The organism is Paracoccus methylarcula (genome assembly GCF_003007735.2).
GTDB classification, from domain to species: Bacteria; Pseudomonadota; Alphaproteobacteria; order Rhodobacterales; family Rhodobacteraceae; genus Paracoccus; species Paracoccus methylarcula.
Window position 1 is genome coordinate 633,835 of record NZ_PXNQ02000001.1, and the last position, 20,587, is coordinate 654,421.

The 20,587-nt window shown below is 62.4% G+C and carries 20 protein-coding genes; 14 read left to right on the top strand and 6 right to left on the bottom strand.

Going from position 1 to position 20,587, the window contains the following annotated elements; genetic code table 11:
* Positions 1 to 22: 22 nt before the first annotated feature.
* Positions 23 to 1,579 (bottom strand): ABC transporter substrate-binding protein, encoded by a 1,557-nt coding sequence (locus A7A09_RS02900; RefSeq protein ID WP_436277772.1) that lies wholly within the window; start codon positions 1,577 to 1,579, stop codon positions 23 to 25.
* Positions 1,580 to 1,649: 70 nt separating this feature from the next.
* Positions 1,650 to 2,333 (bottom strand): GntR family transcriptional regulator, encoded by a 684-nt coding sequence (locus tag A7A09_RS02905; RefSeq protein ID WP_245999096.1) that lies wholly within the window; start codon positions 2,331 to 2,333, stop codon positions 1,650 to 1,652.
* Positions 2,334 to 2,488: 155 nt separating this feature from the next.
* Between A7A09_RS02905 and A7A09_RS02910 the strand changes: the two genes are divergently transcribed.
* The 4 genes from A7A09_RS02910 to A7A09_RS02920 are packed head-to-tail and all read left to right on the top strand — an operon-like array spanning position 2,489 to position 6,728.
* The gene (locus tag A7A09_RS02910) at positions 2,489 to 3,841 is read left to right on the top strand and encodes an aspartate aminotransferase family protein (RefSeq protein WP_106689950.1); all 1,353 of its coding nucleotides are present in this window, start codon (positions 2,489 to 2,491) and stop codon (positions 3,839 to 3,841) included.
* Between the two features lie 30 nt (positions 3,842 to 3,871).
* Positions 3,872 to 4,948 carry an acetolactate synthase large subunit gene (locus A7A09_RS02915; protein WP_245999097.1) on the top strand — a complete coding sequence of 359 codons (1,077 nt, stop codon included), beginning with the start codon at positions 3,872 to 3,874 and terminating at the stop codon, positions 4,946 to 4,948.
* Entirely contained in the window at positions 4,920 to 5,414 is a 495-nt protein-coding gene (locus tag A7A09_RS21270; RefSeq protein ID WP_245999098.1) for a thiamine pyrophosphate-dependent enzyme, read from the top strand. Before A7A09_RS02915 ends, A7A09_RS21270 begins: the two co-directional genes overlap by 29 nt.
* Before the next feature lie 24 nt (positions 5,415 to 5,438).
* Positions 5,439 to 6,728 (top strand): ArgE/DapE family deacylase, encoded by a 1,290-nt coding sequence (locus A7A09_RS02920; RefSeq protein ID WP_106689951.1) that lies wholly within the window; start codon positions 5,439 to 5,441, stop codon positions 6,726 to 6,728.
* 135 nt (positions 6,729 to 6,863) lie between these two features.
* On the opposite strand, the gene A7A09_RS02925 is transcribed toward A7A09_RS02920, so the two are convergent.
* A complete protein-coding gene (locus A7A09_RS02925; RefSeq protein ID WP_106689952.1) occupies positions 6,864 to 7,580 on the bottom strand; it encodes a GntR family transcriptional regulator in 717 nt (238 codons plus the stop codon).
* Between the two features lie 123 nt (positions 7,581 to 7,703).
* Between A7A09_RS02925 and A7A09_RS02930 the strand changes: the two genes are divergently transcribed.
* The 3 genes from A7A09_RS02930 to speB all read left to right on the top strand — a co-directional run bounded on the left by A7A09_RS02930 (position 7,704) and on the right by speB (position 11,409).
* Entirely contained in the window at positions 7,704 to 9,053 is a 1,350-nt protein-coding gene (locus A7A09_RS02930) for a glutamine synthetase family protein (RefSeq protein WP_106689953.1), read from the top strand.
* On the top strand, positions 9,053 to 10,363 hold the full coding sequence (locus A7A09_RS02935; RefSeq protein ID WP_106689954.1) for an NAD(P)/FAD-dependent oxidoreductase: 1,311 nt from the start codon (positions 9,053 to 9,055) through the stop codon (positions 10,361 to 10,363). The genes A7A09_RS02930 and A7A09_RS02935 overlap by 1 nt, the downstream gene beginning before the upstream one ends.
* Before the next feature lie 74 nt (positions 10,364 to 10,437).
* Complete coding sequence (speB, locus tag A7A09_RS02940; RefSeq protein ID WP_106689955.1) at positions 10,438 to 11,409, top strand: agmatinase; 972 nt, start codon at positions 10,438 to 10,440, stop codon at positions 11,407 to 11,409.
* A 30-nt stretch (positions 11,410 to 11,439) separates the two neighbouring features.
* On the opposite strand, the gene A7A09_RS02945 is transcribed toward speB, so the two are convergent.
* Positions 11,440 to 12,393, bottom strand: coding sequence for a sugar-binding transcriptional regulator (locus A7A09_RS02945; RefSeq protein ID WP_106689956.1), 954 nt, complete (start codon positions 12,391 to 12,393; stop codon positions 11,440 to 11,442).
* Between the two features lie 204 nt (positions 12,394 to 12,597).
* Between A7A09_RS02945 and A7A09_RS02950 the strand changes: the two genes are divergently transcribed.
* From A7A09_RS02950 to A7A09_RS02980, 7 genes are all read left to right on the top strand, one after another.
* Positions 12,598 to 14,034 carry an extracellular solute-binding protein gene (locus A7A09_RS02950; RefSeq protein ID WP_106689957.1) on the top strand — a complete coding sequence of 479 codons (1,437 nt, stop codon included), beginning with the start codon at positions 12,598 to 12,600 and terminating at the stop codon, positions 14,032 to 14,034.
* A gap of 93 nt (positions 14,035 to 14,127) precedes the next feature.
* Entirely contained in the window at positions 14,128 to 15,006 is an 879-nt protein-coding gene (locus tag A7A09_RS02955) for a carbohydrate ABC transporter permease (protein ID WP_106689958.1), read from the top strand.
* A gap of 4 nt (positions 15,007 to 15,010) precedes the next feature.
* Positions 15,011 to 15,847, top strand: a complete 837-nt coding sequence (locus A7A09_RS02960) for a carbohydrate ABC transporter permease (RefSeq protein ID WP_106689959.1) — start codon at positions 15,011 to 15,013, stop codon at positions 15,845 to 15,847.
* Between the two features lie 4 nt (positions 15,848 to 15,851).
* Positions 15,852 to 16,052 carry a DUF2160 family membrane protein gene (locus A7A09_RS02965; RefSeq protein WP_106689960.1) on the top strand — a complete coding sequence of 67 codons (201 nt, stop codon included), beginning with the start codon at positions 15,852 to 15,854 and terminating at the stop codon, positions 16,050 to 16,052.
* Between the two features lie 3 nt (positions 16,053 to 16,055).
* On the top strand, positions 16,056 to 17,108 hold the full coding sequence (locus A7A09_RS02970) for an NAD(P)-dependent alcohol dehydrogenase (protein WP_106689961.1): 1,053 nt from the start codon (positions 16,056 to 16,058) through the stop codon (positions 17,106 to 17,108).
* Positions 17,109 to 17,120: 12 nt separating this feature from the next.
* Positions 17,121 to 18,182 carry an ABC transporter ATP-binding protein gene (locus A7A09_RS02975; protein ID WP_106689962.1) on the top strand — a complete coding sequence of 354 codons (1,062 nt, stop codon included), beginning with the start codon at positions 17,121 to 17,123 and terminating at the stop codon, positions 18,180 to 18,182.
* A 32-nt stretch (positions 18,183 to 18,214) separates the two neighbouring features.
* Positions 18,215 to 18,925, top strand: a complete 711-nt coding sequence (locus tag A7A09_RS02980) for an HAD family hydrolase (protein WP_106689963.1) — start codon at positions 18,215 to 18,217, stop codon at positions 18,923 to 18,925.
* A 153-nt stretch (positions 18,926 to 19,078) separates the two neighbouring features.
* On the opposite strand, the gene A7A09_RS02985 is transcribed toward A7A09_RS02980, so the two are convergent.
* Together A7A09_RS02985 and A7A09_RS02990 are read right to left on the bottom strand one after the other, a co-directional pair.
* Positions 19,079 to 19,819 carry an SDR family oxidoreductase gene (locus A7A09_RS02985; protein WP_106689964.1) on the bottom strand — a complete coding sequence of 247 codons (741 nt, stop codon included), beginning with the start codon at positions 19,817 to 19,819 and terminating at the stop codon, positions 19,079 to 19,081.
* A 37-nt stretch (positions 19,820 to 19,856) separates the two neighbouring features.
* Complete coding sequence (locus A7A09_RS02990) at positions 19,857 to 20,585, bottom strand: SDR family oxidoreductase (protein WP_106689965.1); 729 nt, start codon at positions 20,583 to 20,585, stop codon at positions 19,857 to 19,859.
* Positions 20,586 to 20,587 lie beyond the last annotated feature (2 nt).

The window sequence follows — 20,587 nt, forward strand, 5'->3', positions numbered from 1 at the left end:
CGGTCAAGAGGCGAACATCCGGTTACTTTTCGATCCATGTATCGCGGAAGCTGTCATTCACGCCGATTGCGGTCGTGACCGGATCATGGATATTGCAGCGCGATATCGTCGGGAACCCGAGTTCGAGCAGCCAGATATTCGGGGCGTCCGAAACGATGATGTCCTGGATCTCGGCATAGGCTTTCTCGCGATCCTCGGGGCTGACCATCAGGGCAGCCTCATCGAACATCTTGTCGATTTCGGGGTTCTGGTAATTCGCGACATTGTTCCAGGGCGAGCCCTTTTCCGCGTTGTCGCTGAAATAGTTGCGCGCCACGCCAAGGGCGGGATCGCCATATTGATAGAGGTAAGTGAAGGCCAGATCGTAATCGCGGTCGCTGACCTTCTGGTTCCACCCCGCCACGTCCGAGGCGACGATTTCGACATCCATGCCGATCTCGGCGAGGTTCTGTTTCACCGCCTCGGCCCAACGCTGCCATGTTTCACCATAGGGCAGGCCAAGCAGGCGGATCGTCTCGCCGTCATATGAGGATTCCTCAAGCAGCGCCTTCGCCTTCTCGGGGTCATAGGAAATATCCGGCGTCGCGTCAGAATAGAAGCGCGTCGATGACGAAACCGGCCCCGTCGCGACCTTGCCCAGACCGTTCCAGAGTGCATCGCGGGCGAATTCCCGGTCGATCGCGTGCATGATCGCCTGCCGGACCTTCGGATCGTCGAGCGGTGGATTGTCGTTATTGACCCACATCCAGGCCAGGGGACCGAACAGCTCCCATCCCTTGTCGGTGATGCAGGTGTTTTCCATTTCCTTGATCCGCGGCACGTCGAAATTCTCGACCGAGCCGCCGGGCAGCACATCGACCTTGCCGGTCTCGTAGGCCACCGCGCGCGAGGCGGCATCGGGGATCACGTGGTAATAGATCTCGTCGAGATAGGGCTTTCCCTCCAGGTAGTAATCCTCGTTTTTCACCAGGTGGATATAGCTGCCCTTCTCCCATTTATCGAACTTGAACGGGCCGGTCCCGATCGGGGTGTTGTTGGCCGGGTTATTGGCGAAATCCGTGCCCTCGTAGACATGTTTCGGGATCATCGGCGCGGTGCCCGGCTCGAACAGGCCGAGGAACGGGCCGAAGGGGTTCTTCAACTTGAACACGACGGTATAGGGATCCGGTGTCTCGATGCTCTCCAGGTGTTCCAGCGAGGTTCGCAGGCGCGGATGGGTCTCGCGCAGGAATACGTCGATCGAGAATTTCACGTCCTCCGAGGTGAATTCCTCGCCGTCATGAAATTTCACGCCTTCATGGAGCTTGAAGGTATAGGTCAGCCCATCCTCGGAAACGCTCCATTCCTTCGCGAGGCCGGGATGCGGATTCAGGTCGGTGTCATAGCGCAGCAGGCTTTCATAGATGTCGCCCGCGACCATCTGGGTCGGGCCGTTCTGGATCAGGCCGATCATCAATCCCGGCGGCTCCGGCTGAATGACCACGTTCAATGTTCCGCCGGCTTGCGGTTCCTGTGCCATGGCGGGCAGGGCGATGGTCATGGCCAGCGCCGCCATCAGATTCCGGGCTTGTCGTTTCATGTCTTGATGTCTCCCCATCGTTCTTTTTTCGATCTGTTACCTGCCAGCCTAACGAAGCCGGACAGGATCTTCAGCCTTTTCCGGGAAGTTTCCCGGGCTGGCCTGTTTCGAAGCTGTTGATATAGGCAATGATCCCTTTTCTGGGCTCTTCGATATCGGCACGCATGGCGGCGCGTGCCGCAGCGCCGTCATGCGTCTCGCAAGCCGCGATCATCTTGCGATGATGCCCGACCAGATCCTCGCGCGCGGATTCGTAATAGCCGGCGATGAGCGGGCCCATCCGCAGCCACAGCCGGTGCAGGATCGACAGCAGGACCGGCATATCCGCCATGCTGGCCAGCGCGAAATGGAAGCGCTGGTTATGCTCGACGGCGCGAATCCAGCGATTCCCCGCCATGGCTTCGCCGGTTTGCGCGACGATCCGTTTCAGGCGCGAGATATCGCCCGCCTTCGCCTGCCTCGCGGCCTGTTCGGCGGCCATGCCTTCCAGCTCGATCCGGATGCGGGAAATTTCCAGGTATTGGGCGACCTCCAGCACCGGCACCCGGACATCGCGGGGCGAGCGCTGTTCCAGCACCTGGTCCTGCAGCATGCGCTGGATGGCATCGCGCACCGGGGTAGAGCTTGTTCCCAGCATCTCTGCCAATCCCCGGATCGTCACTTTCTGGTCCGGCCGAAGCATGCCCCGGACAAGCGCTTGCGCCAATTGGTCATAGATGGTCGCGCCCAGTGATTCCTTGCTGATTTCCTTCAATGCCGAGCGCTCCGCCATGACTGATAGACGCTGTATTTTGACGCATCATGCATCAAGAATATTGATCCGGCAAGAATTGGGCGCAATAGTCGCCCCATCGGATTCTCGCGGGAAGGTTTTCCGTTCCCGCATCCACAATTTCAGGGGGACTGATCATGACGGCCAGCGGTATGAACTCTCAGGAGGCCCGCGACATCGCCTATCACCTGCACAGCTACACGAATGCGGCCCGGCATCTCGAGATCGGCCCGATGGTGATCGAACGCGGCGAGGGGGCCTATGTCTTCGACAACGCCGGCAAGCGCTATTTCGAGGCGATGGCAGGATTGTGGAGCGTCGGTCTCGGCTTCAACGAGCAGCGGCTGGTCGATGCGGCAACGCGGCAGATGCAGGCGCTGCCCTTCTATCATTCCTTCTCGCATAAATCGCATGGTCCGGTCATCGATCTCGCGGAAAAGCTGATCTCGATTGCCCCGGTGCCGATGAGCAAGGTCTATTTCACCAATTCGGGTTCCGAGGCGAACGATACCGTGGTCAAGCTGCTCTGGTATCGCTCGAACGCGCTTGGCCAGCCGCAGCGCAAGAAGATCATCTCCCGGCTGCGCGGTTATCACGGCGTCACCATCGCCTCGGCCAGCCTGACCGGGTTGCCGAACAATCACAGGTCCTTCGATCTGCCGATTTCGAATGTCCTGCACACCATGGCCCCGCATTTCGGCAGCGAGGGCAACGAGGGCGAGAGCGAAGAGGATTTCGCGACCCGCTGCGCCGAGGAGCTGGAGGCGCTGATCCAGCGCGAAGGCCCCGACACCATCGCCGCCTTCATCGGCGAGCCGGTGATGGGCGCGGGGGGCGTGATCGTTCCGCCCCGGACCTATTGGGAGAAGATCCAGGCCGTGCTGAAGCGTCACGACATCCTGCTGGTCGCCGACGAGGTGATCTGCGCCTTAGGGCGCACGGGAAAGATGTTCGCCTGCGAAACCTTTGGCATCGAGCCGGATGTCCTGGTCATGTCCAAGCAGATCACCTCGTCCTATTTCCCGCTCTCCGCCTTCATGATCAACGAGCGCGTCTTCGAGCCGATCGCAGAGGAAAGCGACCGGATCGGCGTGCTGGGGCATGGCTTTACCGCTTCGGGTCATCCGGTGGGCGCGGCGGTGGCGCTGGAGAATATCGCCATCATCGAGGAACGGGACCTGGTCCGGAACGCGGCGGAAACCGGTGCCTATATGCAGGATCGCCTGAACGCCCTTGCCGATCATCCGCTGGTTGCCGAGACGCGGGGGATCGGCCTGATCGGGGCGCTTGAACTGGAACCGGGGGAGATCCCGGGGCAGCGAGGGGCCCTGATGAACCGGATCATGCAGGACAAGGGCGTGATCTCGCGCAACATGACCGACGCCATGGCCTTCTGCCCGCCGCTGATCGTCTCGCGCGCGCAGATCGACGAGATGATGGGCGTCGTGACGGAGTCGCTCGACATCCTGCAGCAGCAGATGCCGGCGTGATCCCATCCTGTGACCGATAAGGAAAAGAACATGAACGGAGCCGAAAGCGTCGTCCGCAGCCTGCATGCCGGCGGGGTGGAAATCTGTTTCGCCAATCCCGGCACCTCCGAGATGCAATTCGTTGATGCGCTGGACCGCACCCGGCTGATGCGCTGCGTGCTGGGCCTGTTCGAGGGTGTGGTGACCGGCGCGGCGGATGGCTATGCGCGCATGGCCGGGAAACCTGCGGTGACGCTTCTGCACCTTGCCCCCGGCCTCGCCAATGCCGGGGCCAATATGCATAACGCGCGCAAGGGCAGGGTGCCGATGGTGAATATCGTCGGCGATCACGCCTTGCGCCATCAGCAATATGATGCGCCGCTCTCCGGCGATGTCGAGGGCGCGGCGGCCCCGTTCAGCGATTGGGTGCGCTCGGCCCGTTCGGCGGAAAGTTTCGCCGCCGAGGCGATGGAAGCGCTCGCCGTGGCGTGCAGCAAGCCGAGGAAAGTCGCCACGCTGGTCGCCCCGGCGGATATCGGTTGGGACGAAGGCGGGGTGATGGCGGATGTGATCGCTCCTCAAGGGGCCGTCCCGCTGGATGAAGCCGCCCTGTCGCAAGCCGTCCAGGCTTTGGAGGGTGGCGAAAACACCGTTATCCTGGCGGGCAATTCGGTCCTCGAAGACACTGCCGCGCTGGCATTGCTGCAGGGAATATCCGAACGCAGCGGCGCGCGTGTTCTTGCCCCGGTCTCAAGCCGCCGGACCGAGCGTGGCCGGGGCCGGTTCGAGCTGCCGAAGATCCCCTATCCGATCAACGAGGCGCTGGAATGCCTGCACCCCTTCACGCGGGCGATCCTGATCGAGACGCCGCCGCCGGTCGCCTTCTTTGCCTATCCGGGCAAGCCCAGCCTCGTTTTGCCCGAGAATTGCGAGATCATCAGGCTGGCGGGGCTGGATGGCGACGGCCCGGCGGCCATCGCCGCGCTGGCCGACCGGGTCGGCGCCAGGCCGGGCAGGCCGGTCGACAGCCCGCTGCTGCCCCGCGCCGCAATCCGGCGCGATCACCCGAGAGACACTGGCCGCCGCCATCGCCAATGCCTTGCCGGAAAACGCCATCGTCACGGATGAGATGGTCACGGCGGGTGCCCATGTCTATCCGGCCGCGGCGGGGGCGGCGCCGACAAGCTGGCTGGCACTGACAGGCGGCTCGATCGGCATCGGGTTGCCCTTGGCCACGGGGGCTGCGCTCGGTGCGCCCGACCGCCCGGTGATCGCCTGTCAGGCCGACGGCTCGGCGATGTACACGATCCAGGCGCTCTGGACACAGGCCCGCGAAGGTCTCAATGTCACCAATGTGATATTTGCCAATCGCAGCTATGAAATCCTCAAGGGGGAATTGCGCAATGTCGGCGCGAATCCGGGCCCCGCTGCGCTGAACATGCTTGATCTCGACCGGCCCGAGCTGGATTTCGTGGCGCTGGCCCGCGGGATGGGCGTGCCGGGGCGGCGGGTCGAGGATGCCCGCGAATTGCAGCAAGCCATCGAGGATGCCACGCGCGAACCCGGCCCGTTCCTGATTGAAGCCGTGATGTAACGGTGCAGCCGAAAGGAGTATCCGATGCCGCTAGATCCAGATCTCAAGGACCGCATCCTGAAATCCGTCGCGGAGGGGTTCGACGATCAGATCGCCTTCACGCAGCAGCTTGTCGCGATGCCCTCGCTGCGCGGGCACGAACACCCGATCCAGGATTTCGTGTTCAACCAGTTGAAATCGCGCGGCTACGCGATGGACCGTTTCGCGATGGACAGGGAGGCCATCGCCGCGCATCCCGGCGGTTCGCATTGGTCCGAGCAGCATTCGGACGCACCCATCATCGTCGGCATCCATCGACCCCGGAAGGAGACCGGACACTCGCTGATCCTGCAATCGCATCTCGACGTGGTGCCCGAAGGCTTGCATGACATGTGGCGCGACCCGCCCTTTTCGGGCCGGATCGACGGGGACTGGATGTATGGCCGGGGTGCCGCCGACATGAAGGCGGGCGCTGCGGCGAATATATTCGCGCTGGACGCATTGCGCCGGATCGGGCTGCAACCGGCGGCGACGGTCTATGTGCAATCGGTCGTGGAAGAGGAATCCACCGGCAACGGCGCGCTGCAGACATGGCTTCAGGGATATACTGCCGATGCCGTGCTGATCCCCGAACCCGAGGACGAAAAGCTGGTTCGCGCCAATACCGGCGTGCTGTGGTTCCAGGTCAGGCTGCGCGGCATGCCAGTGCATGTGCGGGAAATGGGCGAGGGGGCCAATGCCATCGATACCGCCTATCGCGTCATCGCTGCCCTGCGCGAGATCGAGGCGGATTGGAACTCCGAGAAGGGCGAACACCCGCATTTCGAGAATGAGGTCCATCCCATCAATCTCAATATCGGCAAGATCGAGGGCGGGGACTGGGCGTCCTCGGTGCCGTCATGGTGCAATATCGATTGCCGCGTCTCGATCTATCCGGGGCGCAGCGCCGCCGATGCCGCGCGCGAGATCACCGAACGGATCGCGGCTTTCGCGCAATCCGACAGGTTCCTGGCCAATAACCCGCCAGAGGTTGTCTTCAACGGTTTCCATGCCGAGGGCTATGTACTCGAACCCGGCTCCGACGCCGAGGTGGTCCTGGCCGGGGCGCATGAGACCGCCTGCGGCAGGCCCTTGGAGACCTTCATGACCGCCGGTTATCTCGATACACGGGTGTACGCGCTGTATAACCGCATTCCGGCGCTGTGCTATGGCCCGGTGTCGCGCAATATCCATGGCGTGGACGAATGCGTCAGCCTGCCGTCCCTGCGCCGGATCACGCAGGCGATGGCATTGTTCATTGCGGATTGGTGCGGAACCGAAGCGGTGCAGGCCTGACAGCGCTTCAACGCGCTGATCGCGGGCGGTGCCTCGGGCAGCCGGTGCCCTCACCCGATATATTGCCCCGGGGCGGGGCGCCCGAGGCGTTGAGATGTTTCTGCCCCGTGCTTCGCGCGGTCCCCGTGGATCGGTTCAGGCGGTGCCGTCCGCCTGATGCTCCGAAACTGCCTGGATCAGCAATTGGCGGCCGCTGCGGCTTATGCCCTCGCTGATATCGCGTTCGGTTGCGGCCGTCAGCGCTTCGGCGTCGCGGGCTTTCAGAGCCTCCAGAATTTCCTTGTGGCGGTCGATCTTGTAGAACTCCTTGACGTGTTCGTTGACCTGCCGTTGGAAAGGTCCAAGCTGCAGCCATATGCTTTCGATCGCCGGCATGGAGACCTGGTTCGGGTTGACCGAATAAAGCGATCGATGAAAGTCCTGATTCAGGATGGTCAGCCGGTCGAGATCGTTTCCGGCAATGGCCCTGTCCATTGCATCGTCGATGGATATCAGTTTTTCGATGAATATATCGGATATGTAGGGCAGTGACCGCTCGGCGGCATGTGTCTCGAGGGTGATGCGCAGCGCCACCAGTTCTTCAAGACGGCCAAGGGTCATGGCGGGGATCTGCATGCGCCGGTTCTCGAGAATCCTGATCGCATGTTCAGAACTCAACCGGCGAACTGCCTCGCGGATCGGGGTCGGGCTGAGTTCCAGGCCGTCGGCGAGGCCGCGCATCGTCAGGCTGGTTCCCGGCGGGATGGCCCCGGTCATGATCGCATGGCGCAGGCGCGAATAGACATGTTCCTGGGTTGTGCGGTCCTTGTCCAAGGGAATGTCAGGAATCTTCAGGTCTTGTTTCTTGCCCATGCGAGAATCCGTCCAATGCTCGATCCCGACTATATGCGGAAAACATTGACTCTGGGAAGGTTTGATATAGTAAATCATAAAAAGATATCACAATTCTTGCATTGGTATCATTAAGGAATAATCATGCCTGCCAACCGCGCGAAAAAATGGCTGAGGGATCGACCGGAGATCGAGGCGATCTTTGCCTGTGTCTGCGATCTGAACGGCACCCTGCGCGGCAAGCGGGTTCCGGTCGATCACGCGGATAATGTCGTCGAGGGCGGGATGCGGATGCCGCTTTCGGTCGTGGGCGTGGATATCTGGGGCGAGGATATCGAGAACAGCGAATTGCTGTTCGAGACCGGCGATTCCGATGGGCTGTGCGATTTCACCGGGCGTGACCTGTTGCCGATCACCTGGTCGAACCGACCGACCGCCATGGCGATGCTTTGGATGCGCCGCGAAGATGGCTCGCCCTTCGAGGGCGATCCGCGCCGTGCCCTGGGGCGCATCGCCGATCGCTACAAGGCAAGGGGGCTGACCCCCGTCGTGGCGACCGAGCTGGAATTCTACCTGTGCGATCCGTCGGGCGACCGGCCCGATGCGCCGCGCTCTCCGGTGACGGGCAAGCGTCTGGATACGGACGATGTCCTGTCGCTGGATGAATTGCAGCATTTCGACGGCTTCCTGAATGATGTCTACGATGCCTGTGCCGCGCAGGGGATCCCGGCGGATGCGGCGATCTCGGAAAACGGGGCGGGGCAGTTCGAGATCAATCTGAAACATGTCGGCGACCCGTTGCGTGCCGCCGATGACGCGGTGCTGTTCAAGCGGGTGGTGCGGGGGATCGCGCGCAAGCACGGATATGCGGGCACCTTCATGGCCAAGCCCTATGGGGACCGCGCGGGAAGCGGGCTTCATGTGCATTTCTCGCTGATCGACGAAAAGGGCAGGAATGTCTTTGACAACGGCGGAGAAGAGGGCACGCCGCTTATGCATCAAGCCGTCGCCGGCCTGCTGGCCACGATGCAGGAAAACAGCCTGACCTTCGCGCCGCACGAGAATTCCTATCGCCGGTTGATGCCGGGCACACATGCTCCGACCAGGGCCGCATGGGGCTATGAGAACCGCACCGCCGCCATCCGCATTCCCGGAGGAAGCCACAAGGCGCGGCGGATCGAGCATCGGGTCGCCGGGGCGGATGCCAATCCCTATCTGGTGCTGACCAGCATCCTGGGCGGCGCGCTGATCGGGATCGAGAACGGGATGGTGCCGCCCCCGGCCATCGTCGGGGATGCCTATCGCCTGGACCTGCCGCATCTCGCGTTGGACTGGGCCAGCGCGATTGATGCTTTCGCCCGCGGAAAGCATGTCCCAGAGGTGTTCTCCAGGCGGCTTCAGACCATGCTGGTCGAGTGCAAGACACAGGAAAGCAAGCGCTTCGGCCGCCATGTGACCGATTTCGAGTATCACTCCTACCTGGAGGTCGTGTGATGAACGCGATGACGCATCCCTATGCCGGTGACGGCAGCCACACCAGCAGCTATTACGCCGCCTCGGCCAATCCCTCGCCCGACCGCCCCCGGCTGACCGGCAAGGGCGAGATCGACATCTGTATCGTCGGCGCCGGTTACAGCGGGCTGTCCACGGGGCTTCATCTTGTCGAAAAGGGCTACAAGGTCGCGATCATCGAGGGCGCGCGGGTCGGTTGGGGCGCCTCGGGGCGCAATGGCGGCCAGATCGTCAACGGGCTGAACGCCAGCCTGCAAACCATCCGGAAACGCTATGGCCAGGACACCGCCACATTCGTTGCCGGACTGGTCCAGGAGGGTGGTGAGATCATCCGCGAGCGGGTCAGGACCTATGATATCCAATGCGATCTGAAGGACCTGAATATCTTCACCGGTCTGACCAAGGCTCACATGAAAGAGCTGGAAGAGCGGATGAAGCTATGGGCCAGCTACGGCATCACGAACCAAAAGCTTCTGGACAGGGATCAGCTGCGCGAACATGTCAATTCCGACCTCTACGAGGGTGGGCTGATCGATTATACCGGCGGCCATATGCACCCGCTCAACCTGGCCCTGGGCGAGGCCGCGGCTTTCGAGAAGCTCGGGGGCAGGATCTACGAGATGTCACCCGTGATCCATGTCGATACCGGGGCCGGGAAGCCGGTCGTGAAAACCGACAGGGGCGAGATGACCTGCAAGACGCTCGTGCTTTGCGGCAATGCCTATCTGGGCCATGTGGTCCCGCCGCTGACCTCGCGCGTGATGCCCGTATCGACGCAGGTCATGGCGACCGAGCCGCTTGGCGAAGAGCGTGCGCATTCACTGCTGCCGCAGGATGCCTGCGTCGAGGATATTCGTTATATTCTCGACTATTATCGCCTGTCCGGGGACAAGCGCCTGCTTTTCGGCGGCGGGACGGTCTATGGCGGCACGGATCCACGCGATATCGAGGCCAAGCTGCGGCCCAACATGCTCAAGGTCTTTCCGCAGTTGAAAGACATCCGGATCGACTATGCCTGGAGCGGGAATTTCGCGCTGTCCTTCAGCCGCGTGCCGCAGATGGGGCGGATCGGCAACAACACCTATTTCGCGCATGGCTATTCCGGCCACGGGGTCACCGGCTCGCATACGTTCGGGCGGATCCTGTCCGAAGCCATCGACGGCGAACTGACCCGTTTCGACATGTTCGACAAGGTGCCCTGGTATCCGTTCCCCGGCGGTCGGATGTTCCGGGTCCCTTATTCCATGGTCGGTTCGTGGTGGTATGCGCTGCGCGACAGGCTTGGATTTTAATCGGGCGGCTATTGCCGGATAAGGGAACGGCGATACCATCGCCGCAGCATCGCGAATCGACAGGAGCAGGAAGCATGCCGAGCAAGGGTGACCAGGCCTTTCGCCGCAAGGACACGACCAGGGGCCGCTGGCACGAGATGACCTATGGCGGTGCGCTCAGTTTCCTGCGCCGCAATTACAGCCGCGATCTCGACGGGGTGGACGTGGCCGTGATCGGGGTGCCCTATGACAATGCGGTGACCTTCCGGCCCGGCTGCCGGTTGGGGCCGCAGGCGATCCGTGCCGCCTCGGTTCAACTGGCCGAACTGAAGGCGTTTCCCTTCGGCTTCGATCCCTTTGAGACCCTGTCGGTCGTGGATTACGGGGACGTGCATCTGGATCCTCATCATCCCGAAACCATCCGCCCGGCCATCGAGGCCCAAGCCGATGAAATCCTGCAAGGCGACGCCCGGACGCTGGCCCTGGGTGGGGATCATTCCATCGCTTACCCGCTACTGAGGGCGCAGGCGAAAAAACACGGCCCGGTGGCGCTGATCCAGTTCGACGCCCATTGCGACACTTGGGCGGATGACGGGATGCAATTTGACCATGGCAGCATGTTCCTGCGCGCCGCGCGCGAAGGGCTCATCGATGTCGGCAAGTCCACGCAGGTCGGCCTGCGGACCTTCAACGACGAGGATTTCGGCTTCGAGATCCTGACCAGCCCCTGGATCCACCGCAATGGCATCGACGCCGCAATCCAGGTGGCGCGCGAGCGTGCCGGTGATGCCCCGGTCTATATCTCCTTTGACGTGGACGGCATGGATCCGGCCTTTGCGCCCGGGACGGGGACGCCCGTGCCGGGGGGGCTGGCCTCGTGGCAGGCGCTGGAATTCATTCGCGGTCTCGGTGGTCTGGACCTGGTGGGGCTGGATGTCGTCGAGGTTTCGCCTCCATATGATCAGTCCGAGATAACCGCGATCGCGGCTGCGACCGTGGCGCATGACTGGCTGTGCCTTCTCGCAAAGGCGAAGGGGGCCAGGACAGTCGAGGTCGGAAGGCTCTGAGGCAGGGAGCGGAGGCCGGGAGATCCGGCCCTATTCGTCCAGCAGCAGCTTGGCTGTCACGTCATCGGTGATCAATGTCGTGGCGATGCCCTGGCTGGCGATGACGCGAATGATGTCCACCTTATGCGGTCCCGCCGCCGCCAGGATCCGGTCTGGCACGGATTTCAGCACCTCCAACTCGATCCCGATCGTCTGCCGGTCCAGCTTGTCCGAAACCAGGTCGCCATTGCCATCGAGAAAGCGGCAGACCACATCGCCGATCGCCCCGGCTTCGATCAATCCTTCCGGCGTGACGCCTTCGGGCAGGCCCGAAGAGATCAGGTAGGATTTCGCCGAGATATTGCTGGCCGTCAGGATCGCGGCATCCAGCGTTTCCAGCTTCTTGAAATGTTTCTCGAAATTCTCCTGCGCCAGGAATGCACGGCGCTCAACCTCTTCACCGAGAAAGATCGGCGCGGCCAGAAGCGAGTATCTTGCCCCGAAACGTTCCGCGAAACCCGAGGCGATACCGAAGGAATTGAACATCTCGCCCCGGCTTGTGCCCCCGATCATCGAGATGATCTCGACATCCGGCATGGACAGCTTGGGAAGGCGGTCGATAGTGGCCTGCAAGGTCATCCCCCATGACACCCCGATCCTGTGCCATTTCCCCGATCTCACCCGGTCGAGCATGTAACTTGCCAATGCCGTGCCTGCCGGACGATGGAAGTCGTAGAGTTGCGGATGAGTGGGGGCGACCTGGACCCGGTGCAGGCCAAAGCGTTCCTGCAACCGTTCCTGCAACTCGATTCGCGGCAGATAGGGCGATTCGATCTGGACCCTGACAATTCCGGTCGATTTTGCCTTCTGTATGGCCTGATTGACGCGCAGGCGTGTGACGCCCAGATATTTGGCGATCTCGGCTTGCGTCAGTTCGTTGACGTAATATTGCCAGCAAACCTGGGCAAGAAACGCATCTTCTTCTGAAATATCGGTATTATCCATCTGCGCATCCCATCACGAGTTTCGAAAATTCGTCAAGGCGCTGAATGTGGCTGCCTTACAAATGTATTAAAACAGATACAAACGAAAATTTTTCTTGCATGGTTGCTCATACATTTGTCATGATGCGGGCAGAGGCGAAGCGGAACCAACTGCGTATCTGTCCATCACGGCAGGCGGTGGGTCCGCATAGGGGAGGATACAACCATGAATATTGCTTTGAAGATCGGTGCCTCGGCGCTGGCGCTGTCATTTGCCGCTGGCATGGCCACGGCCCAGGACGACAGTTTCTGGAAGGAGGCGGGGGCGCAATTCGAGGGCGTGACCCTGCGTGGCGTGACCGAGGCGACGCCGCCCTCGAACTACATCAAGGACGTGCTCGCCCCGCAATTCGAGGAACTGACCGGCATTCGCGTCGATATCGAGACCACCTCGTGGGACCAGATGTATGACAAGGCGATCAAGGACATGGAGGCCGGGACCGGCATCTATGACATGGTCTATATCGAGCAGGACATCGTCTATGCCTATCTGGCCCGCGATTTCCTGACCGACATCACCGGCACGCTTACTGAAAAACCGGAACTCAAAGCGCCGGCATTCGAGGAATCGCTGCTGACCAGCTTTGCCGAATTCTTCCGTGACGATGACGGCCATCTCTACGGCATGCCGGTCGAGGCCTTCATCAAGCCCTATCTCTATCGCACCGACCTGTTCTCGGATCCCGAGATCATGGCGGCGTTCAAGGAACAGACCGGCCGCGACCTGGTCCCGGCCAAGACGCATGAGGAATATACCGAGATCGCGGATTTCTTCACCCAATGGGGCAAGGATCACGACATGGACCTGTGGGGCACGACCGCGCAGGCGCATACCGGCCATGCCGCGTCGTGGTATGAATATTTCGAATCCGTCGCCCCGACCTTCGGCGTCTATAACTGGGGGATCGATCCCGAGAACAACTATGCCGCAACGGTCGAGAATGGCGGCCGGATGAACTCGCCCGAGGCCAAGGAGGCGCTGAAATGGTGGCTCCATCTGCGCGACATCGCGCCGCCCGAGTCGGTGCAATCGACATGGACAGAGGTGGCGACCACCTTTGCCGCAGGCCGCGCCGCACAGGGGCTGGTTTACGGCGAGAACGCCGCCTGGATCGCCTCGGACGAGAACCAGTCACGGGTTGTCGGCAATGTCGGCGTCGCGCTGCCGCCACTGTCCGATGGTGTGCTGGAGGCTGCCGAGAGCGGCGAAGGCTACCTGGGCTATTATGACGGCGGTGCCTTCGGTGTGCCCGTCACCTCCAAGAACAAGGACGCGGCACTTCTGTTCCTGCAATATATCGCGCAGGACGAATTGCAGGCCGATTGGGCGCTGGCCGGATCGCGGATCACCAACAACGCGACCTATGACGATCCCAAGGTGCAGGCGCTGAACGAGGAACTGGGTGGCTATTTCGACATGCTGCGCGATCAGGGAGACCTGTTCGGGGGCGCCCCGGCCTATCCGTTCCACGCGCAGGTGCGTGAGGCGACCGCGCCGATCTTCTACTCGATCCTGACCGGCGATATCGGTCCGGACGAGGGGCTGGACCAGATGGCCGCCAAGGCAGAGGAAGAACTGACCTCGCTTGGCTATCGTCAGTAACCGCTTTGCCGTCGCGGTGATGATCGCGGCGGCCTTTCATCCGGGAAGACACAGGCGGGGCAACCCGTTCGTGCACAGGTTGGGAACAGGCCGATGCATTCCAAGACACTGGGCTGGGCGCTTCTTGCCCCGACGCTGATCCTTCTTTTTTTCTTTGGCGTGGTGCCATTCATCTATGTCCTGTTCGTGTCGTTCCACCAGTGGAACCCGTTCGCGGTCAATCCCGACATGATCTTCAACTGGGCCGAGAACTACCGCCGGGTCGTGTTCGACGCGCAGTTCCTGGCCTCGCTTGGCGTGACGGTCGCCTTCGTCTTCTTTGCCGTCGTCTCGGAACTGATCATCGGCTATGCGCTCGCGCAGGCCTTCATGCGGGACTTTCCGGGCAAGGCGTTCTTCCGCACCATCCATACCCTGCCGCTGATCATGGCGCCGATCATCGTCGGTTCGATCTGGAAGCTGATGACGACGCCCTCCATCGGCATCCTGCCGAATATCCTGGACGACTGGTTCGGCTTCAACCTGAATATCGGACAAAGCGCGCTTCAGGCATTCACCGTCACCGTGATCATGGATATCTGGCACTGGACGCCGCTGGTCACGCTGTCGCTGATCGCCGCGCTGGTATCGTTGCCGCCCGACCCGTTCGAGCAGGCGCAGATCGACGGCGCGAACAAGCGGCAGATATTCTGGCACATCACCCTGCCGATGATCCGCCCCGCCATCATCGCCACCGTCTTCATCCGCCTGATGGATGCGCTGCGCACCGTGGACGAGGTGCTGATGCTGACCGGGGGCGGGCCCGGATCGGCCACCCGCTATCTGGGGGTGCATATCTTCAAGGAGGTCTTTCCGCGCACGAATTACGGCTATGGTTCGGCGATCTCGGTCGTGGTCCTCTATCTTACCATCGTGGCGTGCTGGCTGCTCTATGTCAGCCTGATCGCACCGCGCAACACCAAGAAGGGCTAGGCCGATGAGGAAAGGTAATCGCTGGTTGCCGGTATTGTTCTGGACATTGATCAGCTTTCTGACGCTGTTCCCGATCTACTGGCTGTTCGTGATCTCGGTCAAACCCGCCGTCGAGCTGTTCTCGACCCCGAGCGTGATCCTGACCGATGTCTATTGGCAGAACTACCTGGATGTGCTGGGCGACCGCACCCTGCGCGGCTACATGGTCAATTCGCTGGTGATCTCGACCGGCAACGCGGTGCTTTGCACGCTGCTGGGCTTCATGGCCTGCTATGCCCTGTCGCGTTTCGACCTGCCGGGCAAGGAGAGCATCTTCTTCTGGACCATCACCAACCGGATGGCCCCGCCCGCCGTGTTCCTGCTGCCGCTGTTCCTGCTGCTGACGCAGGTCTACAGGATCGGGGAGTTCTCGCTGGCCGATACCCGGACCGGGATGATCCTCGTCTATTGCACCTTCAACCTGCCCTTCGCGATCTGGACCCTGCGCCCGACGCTGGACGGCATCCCCAAGGAGCTGGACGAGGCCGCCTATGTCGATGGCGCCAGCGCCTGGAAGGTGATCTCGGAAGTGGTCTTTCCGCTGGCCCGCCCCGGCCTTGCCGTCACGCTGATCCTGACATGGGTTTTCGCATGGAACGAATATCTGCTGGCCGCGACCCTGACCAATTTCAACGCCCGCACGCTGACCACCGGGCTGTCCGAATACGTGACCACCACGGGCACCGAATGGGGCATCATGGCCGCCATCTCGGTCTTCACGCTGATCCCGGCGTTGATCATCTTCAGCCTCGTGCAGCGGCATATCGTGGCCGGCCTGACCTTCGGCGCGGTAAAGGGATGACGACATGAGCGAAGATGCCAAGACTCCCAAGCCGGGCTTTCTGCCCATCGAGACCAACTGGTTCGACCGCCTGTTCATCAGCGTCGTGATCTGGGTCGCCCTGTCGCTCTTCTGGTTCCGCTTCATCGAGCCCCTGGGCCTGTCGATCTGGATCTGCTGCGCGATCTCGGCGGTTCTGGCGGCATATATCATTCGGAGGGGATAGCTCATGGAAGCCCTTGTTCTCGAAACGAAGGACCAATTGTCCCTGCGCGACTTCCCGCAGATCGACCGCGAGGAAGAGACGCTCGGCCCCCGCGATGTCCGCATCCGCCTGCATACGGTCGGGATCTGCGGCTCGGACGTGCATTACTATACCCATGGCCGCATCGGTCCCTTCGTGGTGAACGAGCCGATGATCCTGGGTCACGAAGCCTCGGGCATCGTGATCGAGACCGGCCCGGAGGTCACGACGCTGAAACCCGGGGACCGTGTCTGCATGGAGCCGGGCATTCCCGATCCCAACAGCCGTGCGACCCGGTTGGGAATGTATAATGTCGATCCGGCGGTGCGTTTCTGGGCCACGCCCCCGGTGCATGGCATCCTGCGCCCGACCTGCGTGCATCCCGAGGCCTTCACCTACCTGCTGCCCGACAATGTCAGTTTCGCCGAGGCGGCAATGGTCGAGCCGCTGGCCGTCGGTATTCACGCCGCCACCAAGGCGCGGATCAAGCCGGGCGATATCGCGCTGGTCATGGGGGCGGGACCCATCGGGCTGGTCACGGCGATATCGGCGCTGGCTGCCGGCTGCGCGCGGGTCTATGTCACCGACCTTGCCGCGCCGAAGCTGGACATTGCCGCGGGGCTCAGCCCCGCGATCACCCCGGTCAATGCCGGCTCCGAGGATGTGACGGCGGTCATCGCCCGCGACACCGATGGCTGGGGCGCGGATGTCGTGTTCGAGGCAACCGGCTCGCCCAGGGCGGCGGCGGGGGTCTTTGCGCCCCTGGCACCCGGCGGCTGCGTGGTGATGATCGGCGGCCAGCCCGATCCGATCTCTTACGATGCGGGGGCGGCGATGGTGCGCGAGGCGCGGGTCGAGAACATTTTCCGCTATGCGCATGTCTTTCCGCGCTGCGTGAAGATGCTCGCCTCGGGGGCGATCGACGTCAAGCCGCTGATCACCCGGACATTCGATTTCAAGGACAGCGTGCGTGCCTTCGAGATCGCGGCTTCCGCACCTCCGGGCGATGTGAAGATGCAGATCGAGCTGCCGCAATAAGGAGCAATAACCGTGGCAAATGTCCAGATTGACAACGTCATCAAGCGCTATGGCAGCGTGCAGGTGATGCATGGCGTCAGCGTCGATATCGAGGATGGCGAATTCGTCGTGCTCGTCGGCCCCTCGGGCTGCGGCAAATCCACGCTGCTGCGGATGCTGGCGGGGCTGGAGGAAATCAGCGACGGCACGATCTCGATCGGCGGCAAGGTCGTGAACGACAAGCCCCCGAAAGAGCGCGACATCTCGATGGTGTTCCAAAGCTACGCGCTTTACCCGCACAAGACGGTGGCCGAGAATATCGGCTTCCCGCTGAAGATGGCCAAGCGCCCCAAGTCCGAGATCGACGAAAAGGTCCGGCACGCCGCCTCGATCCTCGATCTCGCCCATCTGCTCGACCGCTATCCCAAGCAGCTTTCGGGCGGTCAGCGTCAACGGGTCGCGATGGGCCGCGCCATCGTCCGCGATCCGCAGGTCTTCCTGTTCGACGAGCCCTTGTCGAACCTTGATGCCAAGCTGCGCGTGACCATGCGGGTCGAGATCAAGGAACTGCATCAGCGTCTCAAGACGACAATCGTCTATGTGACCCATGACCAGATCGAGGCGATGACCATGGCTGACAAGATCGTGGTGATGCGCGATGGCCGGGTCGAGCAGATTGGCGCGCCGCTGGACCTTTATGACAATCCGCAAAGCGTGTTCGTCGCGGGTTTCATCGGTTCTCCGGCGATGAACTTCCTGCATGGACGGATCGCGGGGCAGGGGGAGGGGCGCCGCTTCGTCTCGGAAAGCGGGCTCGAACTGCCGGTGCCGGATAGGGGGCTGGCCGACGGGCAAGAGGTGACTTATGGCATCCGTCCCGAACATATCGCCATCGGCGAGGCTGGCATTCCGGTGAATGTGGTTGTAACCGAGCCGACGGGATCGGAGACGCAGGTCTTTGCCCGTGTCGGCGAGGACCTGATCGACGCTGTCGTGAAGGACCGCGTTCATGCCAATCCCGGCGAACAGATCGGTTTTGTCATCGATCCGGCCAATGTGCATCTGTTCGACCGCAAAACCGAAGGCCGGCTTTGAGTCCCGGCCCAAGCCAGGAACAGGATTACCGGATGTCAGGGGCACAGGCCATCATCTTCGATCTCGATGGCTGTCTCGTTGACAGCGAGATATTTTCACTTCGGGCTCTTGCCGCCGAGATGCAGGCGGCGGGGGTTCAGGATGTCACCGTGGAAGAGCTGGGTCGCCGCTTTTTGGGCGTGTCGTTGAGTATGGTCTGCGAGGATGTCGCTGAGCGGACAGGGCGCCCCTGTCCCGATGGCTTTGCCGAGCGTTTCGAGGCGCGGCTGATCGAAACCTACCGCCAGCAGCCGCTCCGGCCATATGATGCCGTGCCCGGCATGCTGGACATGCTGGCGCAGCGCGGCATCGCCATGGCCATCGCGACCGGCGGCTCCCTGCGCCGAATGCATGCGACGCTGGAAATCTCGGGCCTCGACCGCTGGTTCCGGGATCGCGCCTTCAGTGCCGATCAGGTCGAGCACGGCAAGCCCGCACCCGACCTTTTCCTGTTCGCGGCGGCCCGGTTGGGCGTCGATCCGGTGCGATGCGTGGTGATGGAAGATTCGCCCCACGGCGTCAAGGGCGCCGTCGCCGCGGGCATGCGCGCCGTCGGTTTCACCGGAGGTGCGCATCTGCAGGGCATGCGCCGGGAGCATGGCGACAAGCTGACCGGAGCGGGGGCCGCGACGGTCCGAGACAGCCTCGACGGTATGGCCGAGACATTATTGGCGTGCGAAGGCTCCCGGCAGGAAACGGAATAGCCCTGAAACGCCCAGCCTGTTTTTCTTCTTTGATCAAACACCTCGGGCTCGCCGGACGGTGCGCCACTGGTTCGAGAGACCTGCCGGCGACAGGCGACGCCCCCGGGCCGTCGCGGGACGTATCCCGTGGCGTCCTCGCCGGTCCCGCTAACCCTACCTGACCGAATAACCCCCGTCCGCCATCAGCACCGCCCCATTCACGATCCCCGCACCGGATGAGGCCAGATACAGCGCGGCGGCGGCGATTTCCGAGGGTTGGGCAAAACGCCCCACCGGGATTTCGCGCTTGGCCTGTTCGCCCTTCTCGCCCGCCCAGCCAATCGCCGCCATGGGCGTTTCCACTACCGTCGGGGCGATCGCGTTGACGGTGATGCCGAATTTCGCCCATTCCACGGCAAGCACCTTGGTCACCAGGTTCAAGCCCGCCTTGCTGGCGCCATAGGCGACGTGATCCGTCAGCGCAATGACGCCTGCCTGGGAGGTGATATTGACGATCCTTCCCCGTCCTGACCGCTTCAGCCATGGCAGGGCGGCGGCAGAGATCAGCCACGGCGCCCGCAGGTTGATATTCACTGTCCGGTCCCAATCGGCAATACGGGCCGCGCTGCTGTCTTCGGCGGGAAAGACGATGCCGAAACCGGCATTGTTGATCAGCACGTCGATCCCCATCTCCTCGCCGATCACCGGCACGGTCCGGGCGATAGCCTCGCCATCCGAAAGGTCCAGCTCATATGCCCGGTGATCGCCCGGCAATTCCGATGCCAGATCCGAGGCATCCGAAATATCGACCAGCGCGAGCCTCGCCCCTTCCGCCGCGAAAGCCCCGGCCATCGCGCGTCCGATGCCGCCCGCCGCGCCGGTGATCAGCACGCTCAGCCCCGTGAATTCAGCCATGGTTCCCCCTCCCTTGCCGGTTACCGCTGCCGCAGGTTCATATGTCGAAATTCGTCGGCAGCACGATCATGTCGCGGATCGTCACGTTGCGCGGGCGCGTCAGCATGTACATGACCGCATCGGCGACCTCTTCCGGCTCGATCAGGCTGCCGGATTCCTTGGCCTTGCGCAGGTTCTCTTCGGGCCAGTCCGCCAGCAGCGCCGAAATCACCGGCCCCGGAGAGACCTGTCCGACGCGGATGCCCTGCTTGTTCAACTGCCGCCGCATGGTCTGGACAAAGCAGGTGACCGCCCATTTCGAACCGGAATAGACCGGCTCCCACGGCACCGGGAAATGCCCCGCGACCGAGCAGGTCACGATAATGTCGCCGCTGCCGCGCTCGCTCATATGCGGGATGACGGCATGGACATTCTTCATCACCGCATTGACGTTCAGGTTCAGCATCCGGTCGATGGTTCCGGGATCGGTCTCGGTCAGGTCGCCCCCGATATAGGTGCCGGCATTGCAATGCAGGATGTCGATGCGCCCGGTCTTATCCAGCACCTCGGGCACCATCGCCGCGCAGCTTGCCGGGTCGAGAAGATCGGTCACTTGCGGGATCGCGTTCTCTCCCAATTCGGTTGTCAGCCGCCCGAGCGCCGCCTCGTCGCGATCCGCCATGACCACCTTCGCACCGGCCTCCAGCAGCGATTTCACGGTTGCCAGCCCGATGCCCGAGGCGGCGCCGGTCACGAGTGCGACCTTTTCGTTCAGTTGCTCTGCCATGT